This window comes from Lysinibacillus sp. BPa_S21, assembly GCF_023337795.1.
Taxonomy (GTDB): Bacteria; Bacillota; Bacilli; order Bacillales_A; family Planococcaceae; genus Lysinibacillus.
Window position 1 is genome coordinate 478409 of sequence record NZ_JALIRS010000001.1, and the last position, 15591, is coordinate 493999.

The 15591-nt window shown below is 34.6% G+C and carries 22 protein-coding genes; 17 read left to right on the forward strand and 5 right to left on the reverse strand.

Translation table 11 applies throughout. The features are described from left to right. The first annotated feature begins 31 nt into the window (after positions 1-31). A complete protein-coding gene (locus MOK21_RS02390; RefSeq protein WP_249072379.1) occupies positions 32-1579 on the forward strand; it encodes a right-handed parallel beta-helix repeat-containing protein in 1548 nt (515 codons plus the stop codon). Between the two features lie 544 nt (positions 1580-2123). Beyond that, a complete protein-coding gene (locus MOK21_RS02395; protein WP_132358405.1) occupies positions 2124-2315 on the forward strand; it encodes a hypothetical protein in 192 nt (63 codons plus the stop codon). 210 nt (positions 2316-2525) lie between these two features. Here the strand turns inward: MOK21_RS02395 and aac(6') are convergent, their stop codons facing one another. Beyond that, positions 2526-2960 (reverse strand): aminoglycoside 6'-N-acetyltransferase, encoded by a 435-nt coding sequence (aac(6'), locus tag MOK21_RS02400; protein ID WP_249072380.1) that lies wholly within the window; start codon positions 2958-2960, stop codon positions 2526-2528. 244 nt (positions 2961-3204) lie between these two features. Between aac(6') and MOK21_RS02405 the strand changes: the two genes are divergently transcribed. From MOK21_RS02405 to MOK21_RS02440, 8 genes are all read left to right on the forward strand, one after another. Beyond that, complete coding sequence (locus MOK21_RS02405; RefSeq protein ID WP_249072381.1) at positions 3205-3801, forward strand: class I SAM-dependent methyltransferase; 597 nt, start codon at positions 3205-3207, stop codon at positions 3799-3801. Between the two features lie 25 nt (positions 3802-3826). Further along, positions 3827-4402 (forward strand): DNA-3-methyladenine glycosylase I, encoded by a 576-nt coding sequence (locus tag MOK21_RS02410; RefSeq protein ID WP_249072382.1) that lies wholly within the window; start codon positions 3827-3829, stop codon positions 4400-4402. Next, the gene (locus MOK21_RS02415; protein ID WP_249072383.1) at positions 4392-5075 is read left to right on the forward strand and encodes a DUF1963 domain-containing protein; all 684 of its coding nucleotides are present in this window, start codon (positions 4392-4394) and stop codon (positions 5073-5075) included. The genes MOK21_RS02410 and MOK21_RS02415 overlap by 11 nt, the downstream gene beginning before the upstream one ends. A 45-nt stretch (positions 5076-5120) precedes the next feature. Then, positions 5121-5321: a hypothetical protein gene (locus MOK21_RS02420; protein WP_249072384.1), complete on the forward strand. Its 201-nt coding sequence runs from the start codon at positions 5121-5123 to the stop codon at positions 5319-5321. A 194-nt stretch (positions 5322-5515) separates the two neighbouring features. Then, a complete protein-coding gene (locus MOK21_RS02425) occupies positions 5516-5818 on the forward strand; it encodes a hypothetical protein (protein WP_249072385.1) in 303 nt (100 codons plus the stop codon). A 158-nt stretch (positions 5819-5976) separates the two neighbouring features. After that, positions 5977-6366 (forward strand): hypothetical protein, encoded by a 390-nt coding sequence (locus tag MOK21_RS02430; protein ID WP_249072386.1) that lies wholly within the window; start codon positions 5977-5979, stop codon positions 6364-6366. A gap of 57 nt (positions 6367-6423) precedes the next feature. Beyond that, positions 6424-7044, forward strand: coding sequence for an NAD(P)-dependent oxidoreductase (locus tag MOK21_RS02435; protein ID WP_249072387.1), 621 nt, complete (start codon positions 6424-6426; stop codon positions 7042-7044). 520 nt (positions 7045-7564) lie between these two features. Continuing rightward, positions 7565-8104 (forward strand): S16 family serine protease, encoded by a 540-nt coding sequence (locus MOK21_RS02440; RefSeq protein WP_249072388.1) that lies wholly within the window; start codon positions 7565-7567, stop codon positions 8102-8104. 430 nt (positions 8105-8534) lie between these two features. Here MOK21_RS02440 and MOK21_RS02445 read toward each other — a convergent pair whose 3' ends face one another. Beyond that, the gene (locus MOK21_RS02445) at positions 8535-9386 is read right to left on the reverse strand and encodes a hypothetical protein (protein WP_249072389.1); all 852 of its coding nucleotides are present in this window, start codon (positions 9384-9386) and stop codon (positions 8535-8537) included. Positions 9387-9404: 18 nt separating this feature from the next. Further along, positions 9405-9788, reverse strand: coding sequence for a hypothetical protein (locus MOK21_RS02450; RefSeq protein ID WP_249072390.1), 384 nt, complete (start codon positions 9786-9788; stop codon positions 9405-9407). 253 nt (positions 9789-10041) lie between these two features. On the opposite strand from MOK21_RS02450, the gene MOK21_RS02455 reads away from it, so the two are divergent. The 4 genes from MOK21_RS02455 to MOK21_RS02470 all read left to right on the forward strand — a co-directional run bounded on the left by MOK21_RS02455 (position 10042) and on the right by MOK21_RS02470 (position 11939). Further along, a complete protein-coding gene (locus MOK21_RS02455; protein ID WP_249072391.1) occupies positions 10042-10401 on the forward strand; it encodes a hypothetical protein in 360 nt (119 codons plus the stop codon). Next, the gene (locus tag MOK21_RS02460) at positions 10388-11026 is read left to right on the forward strand and encodes an O-methyltransferase (protein WP_249072392.1); all 639 of its coding nucleotides are present in this window, start codon (positions 10388-10390) and stop codon (positions 11024-11026) included. The genes MOK21_RS02455 and MOK21_RS02460 overlap by 14 nt, the downstream gene beginning before the upstream one ends. Positions 11027-11340: 314 nt before the next feature. Next, a complete protein-coding gene (locus MOK21_RS02465; RefSeq protein WP_134026318.1) occupies positions 11341-11640 on the forward strand; it encodes a DUF2089 family protein in 300 nt (99 codons plus the stop codon). Then, a complete protein-coding gene (locus tag MOK21_RS02470; protein ID WP_249072393.1) occupies positions 11640-11939 on the forward strand; it encodes a hypothetical protein in 300 nt (99 codons plus the stop codon). Before MOK21_RS02465 ends, MOK21_RS02470 begins: the two co-directional genes overlap by 1 nt. Before the next feature lie 174 nt (positions 11940-12113). Here MOK21_RS02470 and csaA read toward each other — a convergent pair whose 3' ends face one another. Continuing rightward, positions 12114-12446, reverse strand: coding sequence for a chaperone CsaA (csaA, locus tag MOK21_RS02475; RefSeq protein WP_249072394.1), 333 nt, complete (start codon positions 12444-12446; stop codon positions 12114-12116). Between the two features lie 12 nt (positions 12447-12458). Next, a complete protein-coding gene (locus MOK21_RS02480; RefSeq protein WP_249072395.1) occupies positions 12459-12989 on the reverse strand; it encodes a hypothetical protein in 531 nt (176 codons plus the stop codon). Positions 12990-13168: 179 nt separating this feature from the next. Between MOK21_RS02480 and MOK21_RS02485 the strand changes: the two genes are divergently transcribed. From MOK21_RS02485 to MOK21_RS02495, 3 genes are all read left to right on the forward strand, one after another. Beyond that, positions 13169-13906, forward strand: coding sequence for a polysaccharide deacetylase family protein (locus MOK21_RS02485; protein ID WP_249072396.1), 738 nt, complete (start codon positions 13169-13171; stop codon positions 13904-13906). A 371-nt stretch (positions 13907-14277) separates the two neighbouring features. Continuing rightward, positions 14278-14976, forward strand: coding sequence for a Type 1 glutamine amidotransferase-like domain-containing protein (locus tag MOK21_RS02490; RefSeq protein ID WP_249072397.1), 699 nt, complete (start codon positions 14278-14280; stop codon positions 14974-14976). Between the two features lie 152 nt (positions 14977-15128). Further along, positions 15129-15419, forward strand: a complete 291-nt coding sequence (locus tag MOK21_RS02495; RefSeq protein ID WP_249072398.1) for a DUF5316 domain-containing protein — start codon at positions 15129-15131, stop codon at positions 15417-15419. The last annotated feature ends 172 nt before the right edge of the window (positions 15420-15591 follow it).

The window sequence follows — 15591 nt, forward strand, 5'->3', positions numbered from 1 at the left end:
TTATGAAATAGCTTTGTTAAGGAGTGTGGAGATGGCGACACTTGTTGTAAAGAGAAGTATTATGCACCGTTACCAAAGTATCGGGCAGGCGATTGAAGAGGCAGAGTCGGGAGATTTTATTGAAATTCGGGATGGGATTTATGAAGAAAGCTTTGAAATTGCCAAAAGGCTGACGCTTTATGGGGTGGGGAATGTGACGATTAAAGGTGGCGTATTTATTCGCTATCAGACACTTGTGAGTATGCGAAATCTACGTTTTACACAAGGACAGGGTATTTATGTAAAGGGAGATTTACAGCTAGAAAATTGTGTTATTGAGCAGCAAATGGTGCAAACACAAGTGACCGTTAGCTTCGGAAGTCTCATGATGAAAAATGTTGATATTTTGGCGAGCCCTGTCAATCACTTTGGCATAAATATTGATAATGGTTCAAGCGTTATATTAGTGGATACGACGATCCAGCATCATGTAAAGGCTCAAATTAATGTTAGAAATAGTGAAATTGCATTGACTAATTGTATGTTGTTGGAAGGGCGCAAGAATGGAATTTATGCACGACAGGATGTCAAAATGGAACTTGTGGATTGTGAAATTCATGGGCATCAACAAGCACAAATTGTTGCAGCCTCCAGCACGATTGCTATGACTAATACACTTATTCATCAAGGGCAAGATGTAGGGATACAAGTTTTCGATCGCTCGAAACTAACGATAGATGGCTGTGAAATCAAGGAACATCAAGATACGCAATTGGTTGTTCATCAAAGTGAGTTGTGGGTGACGGATGCTATCTTTTCTGAAGGAGCAGGGAACGGCCTTTATCTTGGAGAGAGCTCTAAGGCGATGTTGTACGATTGTCAAATTCATCGACATGCGAAGTCGCAATTTTTAATTGATAATAGTAAAGCGGAATTTCGTACTTGTAGGATAGATGATGGGAAGGCGACAGGACTTACAATTGTCAACGAAGCCGATGTATCGATGACAGAATGTAATCTTCAAGAACACCCTCAATTTCACTTTATTGTCGACTCAAGTGGACTAAAGCTCAATCAGTGTATCATTCAGTTTGGGCAGGCGGGTGGTATTTATGGCAATGATTACGCCAAGATTACAATTCACAATACAACCATTCGAGAGCTCAAAAGTCATCATATTTATATCAATAAGGCGCGACTCTTTACTGACAATTGTGATTTTGAACATATTAGCGGGAATGCGATTACTTGTATTGATGCTATTTTTGAAGTAGCGAATAGTAAATTTAACAATTGTTATGAAGGCCCTTATGCAATAGTCTGGTCTGATAAGTCAATGGGGCGCATTGAGCATTGTACAATTGATCAAGCAGAACGTCCATTTTTAGCAATGTCCAATCAATCGTTACTTGAGATGGTGCACACAGATTTAACGGTTGTAAAAACACCGGCGATTGTTCAGGGGAAGAGTCAGTTATTCATCGTGGGCTATACTAACAAGACAAAATGGAAGAAGGATGCAACGTCGAGAATAGTTCATTTGTCAGTCAATACTAGTGACAAGACAAAAGGCGTCATTTTAAAAGAATTAGATGCTTAAATCCAAAATTCGAATGAATTATCAGTATGGAATTTACAAAAACTTAACAAAGTATTACGAGGAATCATATTAATAAAAACAGTGTTGGAACCGAATAAAAGACTAGGATAAGTAGTTTCAATTTTATTTTGAAATTACTTTTTTAATGGGATAAGCGCTGTCATACGAAAGGGTGTATAATGAAGATGACTACAAATAAAGACATTTACTGTCATAGCTCATAGCAGTTTTGTAAACGGTTTCTTATAGTGATTTTTAGGAGGTAGCACAGAATGCTAAAATTCGACAAAAGTGTTTATTGTTTTTATAATAGAGTTAATGAATACCAAGAAATCAATATAGGTACCCCATTGAAAAGTATTATTAAATAACAATCATTTTTTACAGTGGTTAAAATTTTATTACATTTCAACAGATTTTGGATTGATTAAATTCTATGTGTTATCCTATAATCAGTGGAAATAGGCCATAGAATGGTTGGATGAGTTTGCTGTTTGAGAAAAGTGAATAATGATTATGAAATAATAATTGGAGGTGAATAAATATGTTTGGGCTTTCGAAAGAAGAAATTATGTTATTGCTTGAGAAGGTAGGATTAGAAGAAAAGCAAAAAAAAGCAATTGCGAACATCATGTATCTTAATAATGAGCGAATTGAACAACAACTTGCATTTATTATCCACCTAGTAATGGACGAGCGCGAAAGAAACATTTCAGCCAATACATATTTAAATTAATAAATATTACATATCTTTTAATATCTAAAATAAAAGGACTTTTATGATTTGTGTTCCTGTTATAGATCCTTTATTTATCGAAAAAATAAAAATCACAAGTGTGTAAAAAAGCACTTGTGATTTTTTTCTTTTTTTAAATACTAACTATATCTATACACTCGCAAGCTTATATAATCTTAATTTATTATAGTATCATCAATCGAATTCTTTTTATAATTCCTTCGTAAAACAAATAATGCGGTTTGCCTCGGAGAAACCTAATTTAAGATGGACTGCTAAACTTTCGAGATTTTGTATTTCACAATCACTCGCGAATTCTGTACATCCCTTATGTTTAGCCCATTGTTCACAACTCTCAATCAGAAACTTTGCAAAGCCTTTCTGTCGATATTGTTCTTTTACGAAGAGTCCTTCTAAATAGCCGACTGGGCTTGAGTGTGTACCTTCAACATAATCTGTTCGAAGTTGACATTGCGCAAAACCGACTGCTTCATCATCCACATATGCAAGGAAAATCGTAGCGTTTTCAGCATTTATTAGTTGCACCATCTCCTCTTTAAATTCATCTAACGTATGGTTTGGCCAGAGTTGTAGTGCTAATAAAGCTGCTGTTTGAACATCTTCTATATTGGCTTGTTTAATCATATTGAGCCTCCTTTTTTAAAATGGTAAAAATTGAAACTTTTGAATTTTTTAAACGTAAAAATATTAGATATAAAAATACAGGGAGGTTTATATTTTTCAGTAAACATTAATGACCTGATAAAAAGAGCTGAAAATCAAATGTCCCTATCCTTTATATTAGGAATGAATTTGAGCGAAAGCAATAATTCACTGTAAATAAGCAGGAAATTTTTGAAAGTGAAAATAACAAAGGGGCGGTTTTGATATGACGCTTTTACAACGATTAATTGAGCAAGCTAAGAAACCAAGAGGATTCGTGGGATCTTTGATGTTAAGAATTATGAATAAGGCACATAGTGGTATGAATACTTGGCTAATTAGACAAGAAGTAATAAATGATGGCGATATTGTATTAGATATTGGATGTGGGGGTGGAAAAACACTACATTCCTTATCGAAAATTAATCCAGGTGGTAAAATATATGGTATAGACTTTTCTGAGCAATCTGTTAAAGACTCCATCAAAACAAATCAAATGGATGTAGAAAATGGAAAAGTAATCGTGACACAAGCAAGTGTTTCAAATATTCCATACGCAGATCAGTTTTTCGATACGATTACGGCGTTCCAAACGCATTATTTTTGGCCAGACTTAGCAAATGATGTGAAGGAAGTTTTTAGGGTGTTGAAGGAGGATGGGAAGTTTATCATCATTTCAGAACTCTATAAAATTAATTATCATATGAAAGCCTATAAAACAAAACCTGAAATCAAGCAGCTGTTTGAACGTGCTGGGTTTAAAACCGTTACGATTAAAGAAAACACGCAAAAAGGTTGGCTTTGCATAACAGGCATTAAATAATACATAGAAAAAGGAGGATGTTTAAATGACAAGATGTGAATGGGTCAAGCTAGATGAACCTTTATATGTTGACTATCATGATAAGGAGTGGGGGATTCCCGTCTATGATGATAAGCATTTATTTGAGATGCTCTGTCTAGAAGGGGCGCAGGCTGGACTTAGCTGGTGGACAATTCTACAAAAAAGAGAGGGCTACCGGGCAGCTTTTGACCAATTTGATGCTTCGAAAATTATTCTCTATTCTGAGGACAAATTACAGGAGCTTCGTCAGGATCGACGCATCGTTCGTAATAAGCTTAAAATTGCTAGTGTTGTGACGAATGCTAGGGCCTTTCTAGAGATACAAAAGAAATATGGTTCTTTCTCTGAATATATTTGGAGCTTTGTAGATCATCAGCCGATCATTAATGAATGGTCGTCCATAGCAGATGTACCTGCTACAACAGAAATTAGTGAACGGATGAGCAAGCAATTAAAAAAAGATGGCTTTAAATTTGTTGGTAGTACGATTTGCTATTCATTTATGCAGGCAACAGGGATGGTGAATGATCATGTTGTCGATTGTTTTTGTCGTGGTGGGGGGATAGCCAATGAAAATTGATGAAATTAAAGCTCAAATAGTAAGGCAAGCAATGATCTTTGAAACAGGTGGAGTTAGACCTACATATGATCTACTCGAAAGCTGGATTGGCAGTGTAAGATGGTCATTACCAGGGGAACATTTGACTCAGGGATTTCAGCCACTTGCAACATTGTTTTTAACGGACCTTCCTTTTGTGCCCAAATCCCTGCAGCATATTGAACTGCTAACATTATGTATTCATGAAGAAATATTTGATCATTTAATAGAAGATGATCTTAGCCGTTTTTTCGAAATAAGAGCATATACTTCCTTAGAAGGGTTGATCCAGAAAGACTGGCAGCATGATCGCATTCGTGCTTTCCCTCTGATTCCAAAACTTATTGAAAATGATTATCCGACATGGGATGGAGGAGGGATTCCATCTGAAGTGGAGGATGAAATTTTGAGGTTAGAGCACGAGGAGGATGTTGAGTACTTCGATGATATCGTAGAGGAAATATACGCAATTCATAAAATAGGTGGCTATCCAGCTTTTTGCCAAAGTGGTCATGATTATGGAGATGATTTTCCGTTTGTATTACAGATTGCCTCTGATGAGAAAGCGTATTTCAATATCATCGATAACGGAAATTTCTATTTCTTTTTTAATTCAACGTTAAATGAGTGGCGCGTTCATTGTGATTTTTATTAGCCGTAAAAGGGACATCTATGGATGACATGATTAGGAGGAATGAAGATGAGAAGGCATACTTCCGACATAAGAAAAGTTAAGAGGGTGAAGAAAATGGAAAATAAAACAGTTATTAAGAACGGTATTAGTTTTGGCTCGGTATTAGCCATTACTATTTCTTGGAGTGCCAATCATTCGATCATCTGGGCAATCATACATGGTTGTTTAAGTTGGTTGTATGTCATTTATTACGCAATAATAAGATAAAAAATAACAAATATGTGAAATCCTATCAAAGTAACGAAACATTGCATTGTATACATACAATAATGAATGTGTGCTACGTTCATAACTTTTGAGCAATTCGCATAAATAACTAAGTGCTCTTTTTTCAATGAAAAGCTCATATTAAGAAAGATTACAGACATCTTTCCATGTATCGTAGAAGAAAGGTTGATAGGATGACACATCAAGTGACCGCCACAAGCAATATTGATTTAAATGCTACAGGCGTTGATGAAATATTGCAAAATGTAGCGTTTATATTATCTACTTTCGTAATATCTTGCCCTTTTTACAGAGACTTTGGTTTAAAACTAGACACTCTTCCGCCTTTTCAGCTTGTCAAAAGACGTAATACCGCACGTATTTTAGAAAGCATTCAACGTTTCGTGCCACGAGCTATCGTCATAGATGTTGAGTATGTTGGGGATGCTTATGTAGGAAAATTAGAGCCTGTGGTGAAAGTCATCGTAAACGATTAAGGTGTATTTTACCATTGCCTTCCACGAATTTGCCAGGCGATCGATTAGGAAGTCTGGCAAATATGAATTTGAGGTTTTCAATGTGAGACCGGGAAAGTGGGATTCATTATTTAATATGATAAGCGTAGTCTATTAAAAAGATGAAATGGAGAGAATGTATGAGAGGGCTAATAAAAGGTCTTTTTATTTTATTTTCCGTACTAATCATAACTGCAGCTTTGATTAAATATAATCAACCTTCATTTGAAAAACCCATTCAAAAAAATCCCGATACAAATTATAATGAAGAAATTAGTGAAAAATTACAAAATACAAATTTTACAAAAAAAATTATCGTAGCGTTACGAGCTGCTGGCTATTTTCCAGATAGTACGATTGGCTATTTAATTGAATCTCCAAACAATCAAGCAATTACTATACAATTACATAACTTAGATAAAATTGAAAAGAGTACGGAAAGCGAAATCCAACATATCGTCAACAGTATTGCGGAAACGAATGATCTTCAATTGTTTATCGTTACTATCAGACTTATTGATGTTCACTAACATCCTCAATATTGATAGAAAATTTGTGTGCTATAATCAAATGAAGAGGTGATCATGTTGAGGATTTTAGTTTTAGGTGCTACGGGGCGAGTGGGTAGCCACATTGTTTCCTTAGCGTTACAAGATGAACATAGCGTTACTGCTCTCGTTCGTCACCCAAATAAGTTAAAAATAAATGATGAAAATTTACATATTGTACAAGGGAATGTCTTAGAAAAACAAGATATAGAAAATATTATGACAAATGTTGATGTTGTCATTAGTGCGTTAAATACAGATGGCACAAGTACATTAACTGAAAGTATGCCGTTAATTCTTGACTCCATGGAAAAAGAGCGTGTGAACAGAATTATAACTGTTGGAACAGCTGGGATTCTACAAAGTCGACTGACACCAAGTATTTTACGTTATCAATCGAGCGAATCCAAAAGAAAATCAACTTTCGCAGCAGAAGAGCATCATAAAGTCTATCATTTATTGAAGGAATCAGTCACTGATTGGACAATCGTCTGTCCTACATACTTACCTGATGGTGAATATACGGGTACCTATCGTATCGAACGAGACTTTTTACCTGAAGGTGGGACAGAGATATCTGTAGCAGATACCGCGGAGTTTGTCTATAAACAAATTCATAGTAAAGAATTTGTGAAATCGCGTGTAGGCATTGCGTACTGATTTCAGAAGCGGATAATTTTGAAAAAGCCGATAAGGGTGGAAGTGCGTTAATCGAAATGATTAACGCTTTTTATTAAGGTGATTGATTAAGAAGGGTTTTCAGGATATTTATGGAATATGTACACGGAGAAAAGCAATGTTTGAAAGAAATTAAGGAGTGAAGAATATTTCAAATCGTAAAAGAAGTTTCCTTTATTTCGGTACTATCATTTTAGTATGTCTCGATTATGGTGTATTTCTATGGTTGTATCTTCAAGATATAATTGGTGGAATTTCTTATGTTGCAATACTATTCGTTCAGTTCATCGTCTTATTAATTGCTCGCATTTTGCTTAGAAAAAAGCTATATAAAAGAAAAATCACACTCGCTACTTTTATCATGTTCTTGGTGTTTAGTTTCGAAATACCTCTTATATTTTATGAAGGAACTTCGCATGTCGCATACATATACATAGAGCCATTACATGCCAAAGGTACTGACATCTATTTAATAGGGGTAAATAAAATAGAGTTTCAATTTATGGAGAATACACAATCCGTGGAAAATCTATTAAATAAACAGCAAGTTCCTTTTTTAAATGTAGATGAAATTACGAATTCAGTGCGTTATGAGAGCAAAAATCAGCAAATATTAAAATGGCTTCATCTCCAAGAAAATGAAGTAGTTCAAATGAAAGACAACGTAAATCATTATCTAGGTAAAGAAGATGAACGAATAAACGAATTTTTTAAGCAGGATCATATGGATGGCAATAGTGCTGGCTTAGGGCTTGCATTAACAGGACTCATTATGCGAGGCGATGTACAAAACGACGTACCCATTGCAGTGACTGGGGCAATAAGCGAAACAGGTGAGGTATTACCGATAGGGTTACTAAAGGAAAAAATACTAATCGCAGAAAAATCCAGTGTACCTTTCATGATTATTCCTACTAAAAATGCAGAAGAGGCAGCACAAATTCAAAAGGAGCATAATATCAACGTAAAAATTTTGGATGTGTCAAAAATCGATGAAGCTGTGCAATTAATTAATGAGATAAATAATCAAGCAAATGAATGAAATTTACGAAAGATGGCTATAAAAAAATCTACTTGCTTTCTTCTGATAAAGGCGTCAAATGATGTCTTTTTCTTTTTGCCCGGGTGTGAAGTGAATGAACATTGGGAATACCGTCGCTCTGGCCAATCTATCCGTCACTTCGACAGATATATCCGTCGAATAGCCAAATCTTTCCGTCGTTCAGGCTGTAGTATCCGTCCCTTCCTGTCGGTACCGTCGCTCAGGTCAAACTATCCGTCACTTCGACAGATATATCCGTCGTCCAGGCAATTGTATCCGTCACTTTTATATCATTTCTCCTTTAAGTAGCTTGTTCATGTGTAATTAATATTTTGGCAATGTATAAAATAGAAGCCCACAAATGAAAATGAATTCGTTTCATTCATTTGATTTATCGCGGTAGGCTAACATTGTATTCGAGTTCTGTAAATCATACATTATTCTTTGCCATTTTGGTTAATTGTTGATAAATAAAATCTTGATAGTTTTCGTTTCGCCATAAGGCAATAACATCTAATTCTGCTAGTTCTTGAAGGCAGCTTAGTATTAATTCGTATGCGATAAAATAGGCTAAGCGACTAAAACCAAATCGTTTACCTCCATTAATAGAGAACCATTCACGAAACATTGATCTTGCATCTAGCGTTGTTAAATCGCTTAAAAACACATCCGTAATAATTTGTTTATTATTCGTTGCAAATGTTAGCCATTCTAAGTCTTCTTGAAACGCAAAATATTCATCTTTCCTCGCACTTACTACCTTTGTAGAAAAATACGTTGCGCTGCCTTCCTGTAAAAGCCAAGTAAATGGGCTATCCCAGTCTACCATTACCCAATCTATACCGCTTTTTTCGGATAATAAATGGTGTAAAGCGTGCCCAAACTCATGAGCAATAATAATTTGCAAATGGCGGTTTAGTGGGGAGAGTTTCTCTATGCAAAACGCAATTTCCGGTATGATTTGTCGGTAGGTAAAAGCATTGCTTCCATATAAACCTACAATTAGATGTACATCCTTTGTAAAAGTGATACCGTACATCTCTTCATAGTCACTTGCAATAGCACGAATAAACTTAGGCATTTTATCTTTCATTTCAATTAACGCGGGCATCTTTTCTTGGTGCTTTGGAATAGCCGTTTTCATTTTTTCATCTACATTATGGCAATGATATCGAAAGTATTCTTCAAAATGGCTCGAATGCTTTTTAAAATAATCCTTTAAATAATCAATGGTAGGTACATAATTTTGGGTAAAATCTGTAACTGTATCATGAATGAACATTGTCCGTCTCCCTTCTAATCATCCTTCAGATAGAACATAATAACGTTTAACAACACGATCATATTTTACGATTAAAATATCATCACGTTCTTTTACCGTATATATCTTAGCACCGATTGGTAAATGATTAGCTGTACCATTTTTAAAATCCTCAGCTTTAGTGGCATTAAATTTTATCTCACCAATAGATTGTCCTTCATTGAGTTCAAGTTCATCGACCCATTCTATATCGGTCTCTAAAATGTTTCCTTCCCATTGAAAAATATCTGCTTGGTTGTTCAATCTTAAAGTTTCTGCTGCATCAGGCTTTTTAGAAGTAGCAGTGATTCCCGTGACTGTTTCATTACAACCGACTAACAATAAACTAAACAATGCAACAAATAATAAAGAGGTTTTTTTCATCAATATACCACCTTTTCAATTTGGAAAATCGATCAAAATTAATGGGTTTGATTTATGCGAAAAAAATATTAAGAATTTATTTGGTATTACTAATATTACCAGTTATGATCTCGCATTTACAGTTTAATGGAAGAAGTAAATGTAGAATGAATAAAATAGGAATATTGACAAAGTGTATACATTTGTATACACTTTGTATACAATAAAAATGTAATTAATCGTATACAAATATATACATATAGAGGAGGGTAATATGAGAAGTGAAAAAATGAAGGAATTTAGAGAAGAGGGACATCATCGTGGGGGACGCCATAGAGGAAGAGACGGCTCACAACGTGGACCTAAAACTTTCCGACGTGGAAGAGCTATTGCTTTTTTAGAGATGATGAATTTAAAGCGTGCAACGATTAAGCAACAACTAGAACAACCAGAGTTTCAATCGATTCAGCCAATATTAGTCGGTGAATTAAAAGCCATTGATATGGTCATCAATGAGTTCATTCAATTATTTGAAATACATGAAAGTGAAACAATGGATACCCCCGACAGTCAAGAAGACGAAAAATCTTTAAATCATGATGAAGAAGGGAATAATCAGAATGAAAATAATTAATCATTACATTGATTCTGTGTTTTATAAGCAAGACTCTATTTTAGAGGAGGTTATTACATCTATCGAAGAAAACGGAATGCCCGCCATTTCTGTATCGGCTTCCTCTGGAAAGCTTTTAACAATGCTTGTCTCGATGAGTGGCGCTAAAAACATTCTGGAAGTAGGGGCTCTCGGTGGATATAGTGGCATTTGTCTGGCTAGAGGGTTCGGCAATGATGGAACATTAACTTCTCTAGAATTAGAGGAAAAATACGCGCAGCTGGCTTACAGTAATTTAGCGAAGGCAGGTTTTGGTGAACAAGTGACATATATAACGGGACCTGCACTGCAAAGCCTTGAAAAATTGGCGCAAAGTAATGAACGATTCGATTTTTTCTTTATTGATGCTGATAAGGAGAATTATGAAAACTATTTAAATTATTGTATACAGCTTGCAAATCCCGATGCTATGATCGTTTCCGATAATGTTCTTGCGAATGGGAGTGTGGCAGACCCAAATATCCAACCAAAACGTTATACGGAATTAATGAAGAAGTTTAATCTAGCGGTAGCAAACCATCCCCAATTAGAGTCGATTATTCTTCCAATCGGTGATGGTATGACACTTTCAAAAGTGAAGAAGTAAGCACCATTTTGTTATTAGGAGGCACTGACGGACTGCATGTTAGTGCTTTTTTGCTTGTTATATTTTTTTAGCATACAAGTAAAAATTTCCCCTAAGCGTCCTTCAAGAAAAGTCTTTTTTTTACATGATTATCATTTCGTAAAACGATGGCTAAACAAACGGCAATAATTCCCCAAAACAATTGATAAACATAGCACAGCTAAATGAAAAGTTCCCCGTTTAGCTTAAAATAACCTTAAAATAAATAAATAATGTTAATGAATACTTGAATTTTATTTAATTTTTATTTAACATTATTAAAAAGGAGGAGTGTTATGAACCGTGATGAAGTACCAGCTTGGATTTTGTCTTTAGATAAAGAATCTGTTGAATTTATAAGAAAATTTATTATAAATTCTGGGTCTTTAAAGAATATATCTAAAATTTATGGTGTCTCGTATCCGACAGTAAGGACTAAATTAGATACTTTAATTAAAAAAATTGAACTGAATAGCAATACTGAAGACTTGGAATTTGTTAATATGATTAAAAATTTGGTTATTGATGAACGTCTTAGTTTAGAAACGGCAAAAATGATAATTGATAAATATAAAAGCGAAAGGAATGATGAATAATGGATCCAATTTATAAATGGATATTAGCCATTTTAATAGCCATTGTATTAATAGGAATTCAATCTTTTTTATCTAGAAGAACAAACGTTTACTGGGGTGCAATTGTACCTATTCTGTATTTAGTTTTTATTTTCGGATGGTGGTTCAATGGAATAGAAAATGTCACTACATATTCACTCATTAAGGTTGCTGTTGTTGGTTCAGTGTTTTTATTAGGAACTTGGGCAAAAGGAAGGGAATCTCTAAAAAATAAAAGAAAGAAAGAATTAGAAAAAATGAAGTTATATGACATTAATTAATGAATAGAAAATAGAGTGATTAGACTTTTTTTAAGAAATGCTCTTACTATTGCTTATGAAACAATGCAAAAAATATAAGGGCCACATTAGTGACCCTTATTATGGCTAAATTAGGCTTTCATTATGAAGAAATTAAAACTAGTTTTGGGCAATCACTATCCCAAAATTCTAGCATTAACTAATTTTCGTTCCGTTTGGTACAGGCTGATCAGGAGCTAATAAAATCACATCTCCTTCTTCAGGAACGCCGCCAATCACTAAAACTTCAGATTTAAAGCCTGCTACACGACGAGGAGGGAAATTAACGATCGCCACTACTTGTTTATTTATAATTCCTTCTGGCGTATAGCGTTTAGTAATTTGTGCAGAGGATTGCTTGATGCCAAGATCTTCTCCAAAATCAATTTTCATTTTAATAGCAGGAACTCTTGCTTTTGTAAGTTCTTCTGCTTGGATAACAGTACCAATTCTAATATCAAGATTCACAAAGTCTTCTATAGATGCCATAAAAAATACTCCTTACTTTTCAATTTGTATAAACTCTTGTAAATTCTTTTCGATGAAAGTGTTTATTTTTTCTATAGTAGTTGGATAAATATTTTCGAATATTGCATATAGCGATTCAAATGATGCATGGAGTTCATTGTTATCATTTAATTCATCTCGAGTGATTGCAAAATTCTCTAATGTAGTAGGGTGATTATGTCGTTTTAGTTCCTGTTCAATTTTCTCAAGGAGTAAAAGAAAAGGTTCATCATGAAAATACGTAAAACATGATTTGATCGATGCCCAAATTTTAGGCTGAGCCAAGAAATAAGCACTCCACCAATAAAATTCGATTAGAGATTTACTAATATGATTAGAATAAACATTAAACATAAATAATGCTCTTTGGCCTTCCGTAAGTTCCTCATAAAAACGTTCTTTCTCACCGATAGTAGTTTCTTCAGACATTCTTACCTTATAAATCTTAATGAGTGGTTCGAAACACCTTTGACTTAGACTAGAGCTGTTAAACTCAAAATCCTTTTCTTTTACATTTATTATCAAAATAATCACACTCCTTGCCAATAATATAACATTATGGAATTGGAATGTGCAGCGTTATTTACTTACATTTTGGATTGTTAGTGGTTTTATACCAGTTAAAAGTGCAAAATTTAAAGCATTTTTTACTGTAAACCTCAAATAATAAAGAGTAGAAATAATGAAATGCAGGAGGTGAAAACTTGAGGAAATTTTATCTGTTAATTGCATTATGCACATTTGGGCTACTCTTATTTTTTGTAAATGAAAAATCTTTTGCAGACAAGGGTAGGAAATATTACGAAAAAGCAGGGCAGATTTTGTGGGATATTAATACAGATGAAAAAGTGATCGCCTTAACCTTTGATGATGGTCCTCATAAAAAGTACACACCTGACATTTTAGATATTTTAGACAAATATAATGCAAAGGCTACATTCTTTATTGTAGGTGAAAACGCAGAAAAAAACCCTGAGCTGGCTTACCGTATACACGAAGAAGGACATGAACTAGCCATTCACACATATACGCACCCTTTTAGAACTAATGTCTCCAATTTGATGAAAGAAATAAAACAAACGCATGCAACAATTTTTGGTATTACAGGTTATGCTCCTGTGTTATTTAGACCAGTTGAAGGTCAATACACAGATTCGATGATTGATGCAATAGCAAAGGAAGGGTATAAAGTGGTCATGTGGTCATGGCATTTAGATACTTTTGATTGGAAAAGTCCTGGAGAAAAGAAAATTATCAATACGGTTTTAAAAGGTGCAAAGCCTGGAAGTGTTGTGTTATTTCATGACGGCGGTGGAAATCGTGAACAAACAGTGAAAGCATTAGAAAAAATCTTACCAGAGCTAGAAGACCAGGGATATAAATTTGTAACGATTTCAGAGTTGCTGGAGATTCAAAAATTAAGTAAAAAGGATGGAAAATAATATATAGGCAGGGCTCATTTTTTTATATAACCTGGGCCTTGCTTTTTTATTTGAACCTGGTGTATTCGATCCTTGCTAGGTTAGCGGCGCAATTTTATAGTTTGACGGCGTTCTCCAATACATGTTGGCTCTTTGCAAACCTAGCGGCGCAATTTTATGGTTTAGCGGCGTTCTTCCTTCAGTTAGCGGCGCAACTCACACTTTTTGCGGCGAACCCAATATGTGCAGGACAATTTGGCAAAAATTCTTTGCTGTACTTTTTATCGAAAAATAGTATACCTAATGAAAAGTTTTTCATCTAATGGATGCGTTCCCTTTAGAAATTTAATATAATTAGAAAATACAGTATTTTCTAAAAAGGAGGGGAAAAGATGAAACAAATTATTGCATTAGGAGGAGGAGGCTTTTCTATGGAGCCTCATAATCCGTTATTAGATACATATATTTTACAACAATCTAACAAAGCGAATCCTAAAATTTGCTTTGTTCCTACGGCAAGTGGAGATTCAGAAAATTATATATCAAGATTTTATTCCTTTTTTCACTCACAGCCATGTACTCCGTCCCACTTATCACTTTTTTCTCCACCTACTCGGGATTTGGAAAGTTTTGTGTTGGACAAGGATATTATTTATGTAGGGGGAGGCAATACAAAAAACCTTTTAGCTTTATGGAAAGAATGGTCTTTAGATGCCATTTTTAAAACTGCTTGGCATGAGGGAATCGTGTTAACGGGCATTAGTGCTGGCTCAATTTGTTGGTTTGAAGAAGGAATAACAGATTCATTCGGGGAAGATTTAGAGCCGATAAAATGCTTAGGTTTTCTTCCGGGTAGTAACTGTCCTCATTATGATGGAGAAATCCATCGCAGACCAGCATATCACGATTTGATGAAAGCTAAAAAACTCTCATCTGGAATTGCCGCAGATGACGGGGTAGCCGTTCATTTTATCGATCAAGAAATCCATAAAATCATCAGTTCAAAACCTAATGGTAAAGCATATAAGGTCTCCTTGAATCAAGAAATTAATGAGCAAGCGTTACCTGTTGACTATTTAGGAAGTATTTAATAACTTCAAACAAAAAGCTACCTCATGATTTTTTAAGAGAAGTTAATGCTCTCCATAAATTGCTTCTATAGTATTCCTGAGGCGAAGAATTCAGTAGCAAAGACGAAACAAAATATGGTATCAAACATATAATAAGGATAGGGGGATGCTGGGTGAAATATTTATTAATTGGTCTTTTCTTATCACTTTGCGGTGTTTTAATATCGATCATTTTGTGGGGGATGGAAAAGAGTTATTTAGTGTCAGGCACGGTTGGCTGTATCTTTATTGTCATTTCAATGATTTTTTCGGGATCCATGGTTAGTGGGGACAGGATGAGGGCTAACTTTGCTACCGAAACAACAGATCATCGAGACGAACGTAATAAATTTACTTTAAATTCCTTATATATTGCTATACCAAATATTGTTGTGGCGGTTTTATTTTATTATTTAAATAAATGATATTTAATTGGCCGCCGTAGGAGAAGTAAAGCATTTTATGGAACAAAGACCATGATAAAAGTTGAACAATCTGAAATAAAAGGTCACTCGGACAATAGTGACCTTTTTTGTTTTCACTGTAGTATGTTAGGCTGGTTTTTTATCCTACTATTACTAGGTATGTGATATTTAG

Excerpts from the sequence above, each read along its gene's own strand:
- MOK21_RS02420 (WP_249072384.1), top strand. The coding sequence starts at position 5,121 with ATGAGAAGGCATACTTCCGACATAAGAAAAGTTAAGAGGGTGAAGAAA.
- MOK21_RS02460 (WP_249072392.1), top strand. The coding sequence starts at position 10,388 with ATGAAAATAATTAATCATTACATTGATTCTGTGTTTTATAAGCAAGAC.
- MOK21_RS02470 (WP_249072393.1), top strand. The coding sequence starts at position 11,640 with ATGGATCCAATTTATAAATGGATATTAGCCATTTTAATAGCCATTGTA.
- MOK21_RS02425 (WP_249072385.1), top strand. The coding sequence starts at position 5,516 with ATGACACATCAAGTGACCGCCACAAGCAATATTGATTTAAATGCTACA.
- MOK21_RS02440 (WP_249072388.1), top strand. The coding sequence starts at position 7,565 with ATGGAGAATACACAATCCGTGGAAAATCTATTAAATAAACAGCAAGTT.
- MOK21_RS02490 (WP_249072397.1), top strand. The coding sequence starts at position 14,278 with ATGAAACAAATTATTGCATTAGGAGGAGGAGGCTTTTCTATGGAGCCT.
- MOK21_RS02430 (WP_249072386.1), top strand. The coding sequence starts at position 5,977 with ATGAGAGGGCTAATAAAAGGTCTTTTTATTTTATTTTCCGTACTAATC.
- MOK21_RS02395 (WP_132358405.1), top strand. The coding sequence starts at position 2,124 with ATGTTTGGGCTTTCGAAAGAAGAAATTATGTTATTGCTTGAGAAGGTA.
- MOK21_RS02455 (WP_249072391.1), top strand. The coding sequence starts at position 10,042 with ATGAGAAGTGAAAAAATGAAGGAATTTAGAGAAGAGGGACATCATCGT.
- MOK21_RS02390 (WP_249072379.1), top strand. The coding sequence starts at position 32 with ATGGCGACACTTGTTGTAAAGAGAAGTATTATGCACCGTTACCAAAGT.
- MOK21_RS02445 (WP_249072389.1), bottom strand. The coding sequence starts at position 9,386 with ATGTTCATTCATGATACAGTTACAGATTTTACCCAAAATTATGTACCT.
- MOK21_RS02410 (WP_249072382.1), top strand. The coding sequence starts at position 3,827 with ATGACAAGATGTGAATGGGTCAAGCTAGATGAACCTTTATATGTTGAC.
- MOK21_RS02450 (WP_249072390.1), bottom strand. The coding sequence starts at position 9,788 with ATGAAAAAAACCTCTTTATTATTTGTTGCATTGTTTAGTTTATTGTTA.
- MOK21_RS02465 (WP_134026318.1), top strand. The coding sequence starts at position 11,341 with ATGAACCGTGATGAAGTACCAGCTTGGATTTTGTCTTTAGATAAAGAA.
- MOK21_RS02415 (WP_249072383.1), top strand. The coding sequence starts at position 4,392 with ATGAAAATTGATGAAATTAAAGCTCAAATAGTAAGGCAAGCAATGATC.
- csaA (WP_249072394.1), bottom strand. The coding sequence starts at position 12,446 with ATGGCATCTATAGAAGACTTTGTGAATCTTGATATTAGAATTGGTACT.
- MOK21_RS02405 (WP_249072381.1), top strand. The coding sequence starts at position 3,205 with ATGACGCTTTTACAACGATTAATTGAGCAAGCTAAGAAACCAAGAGGA.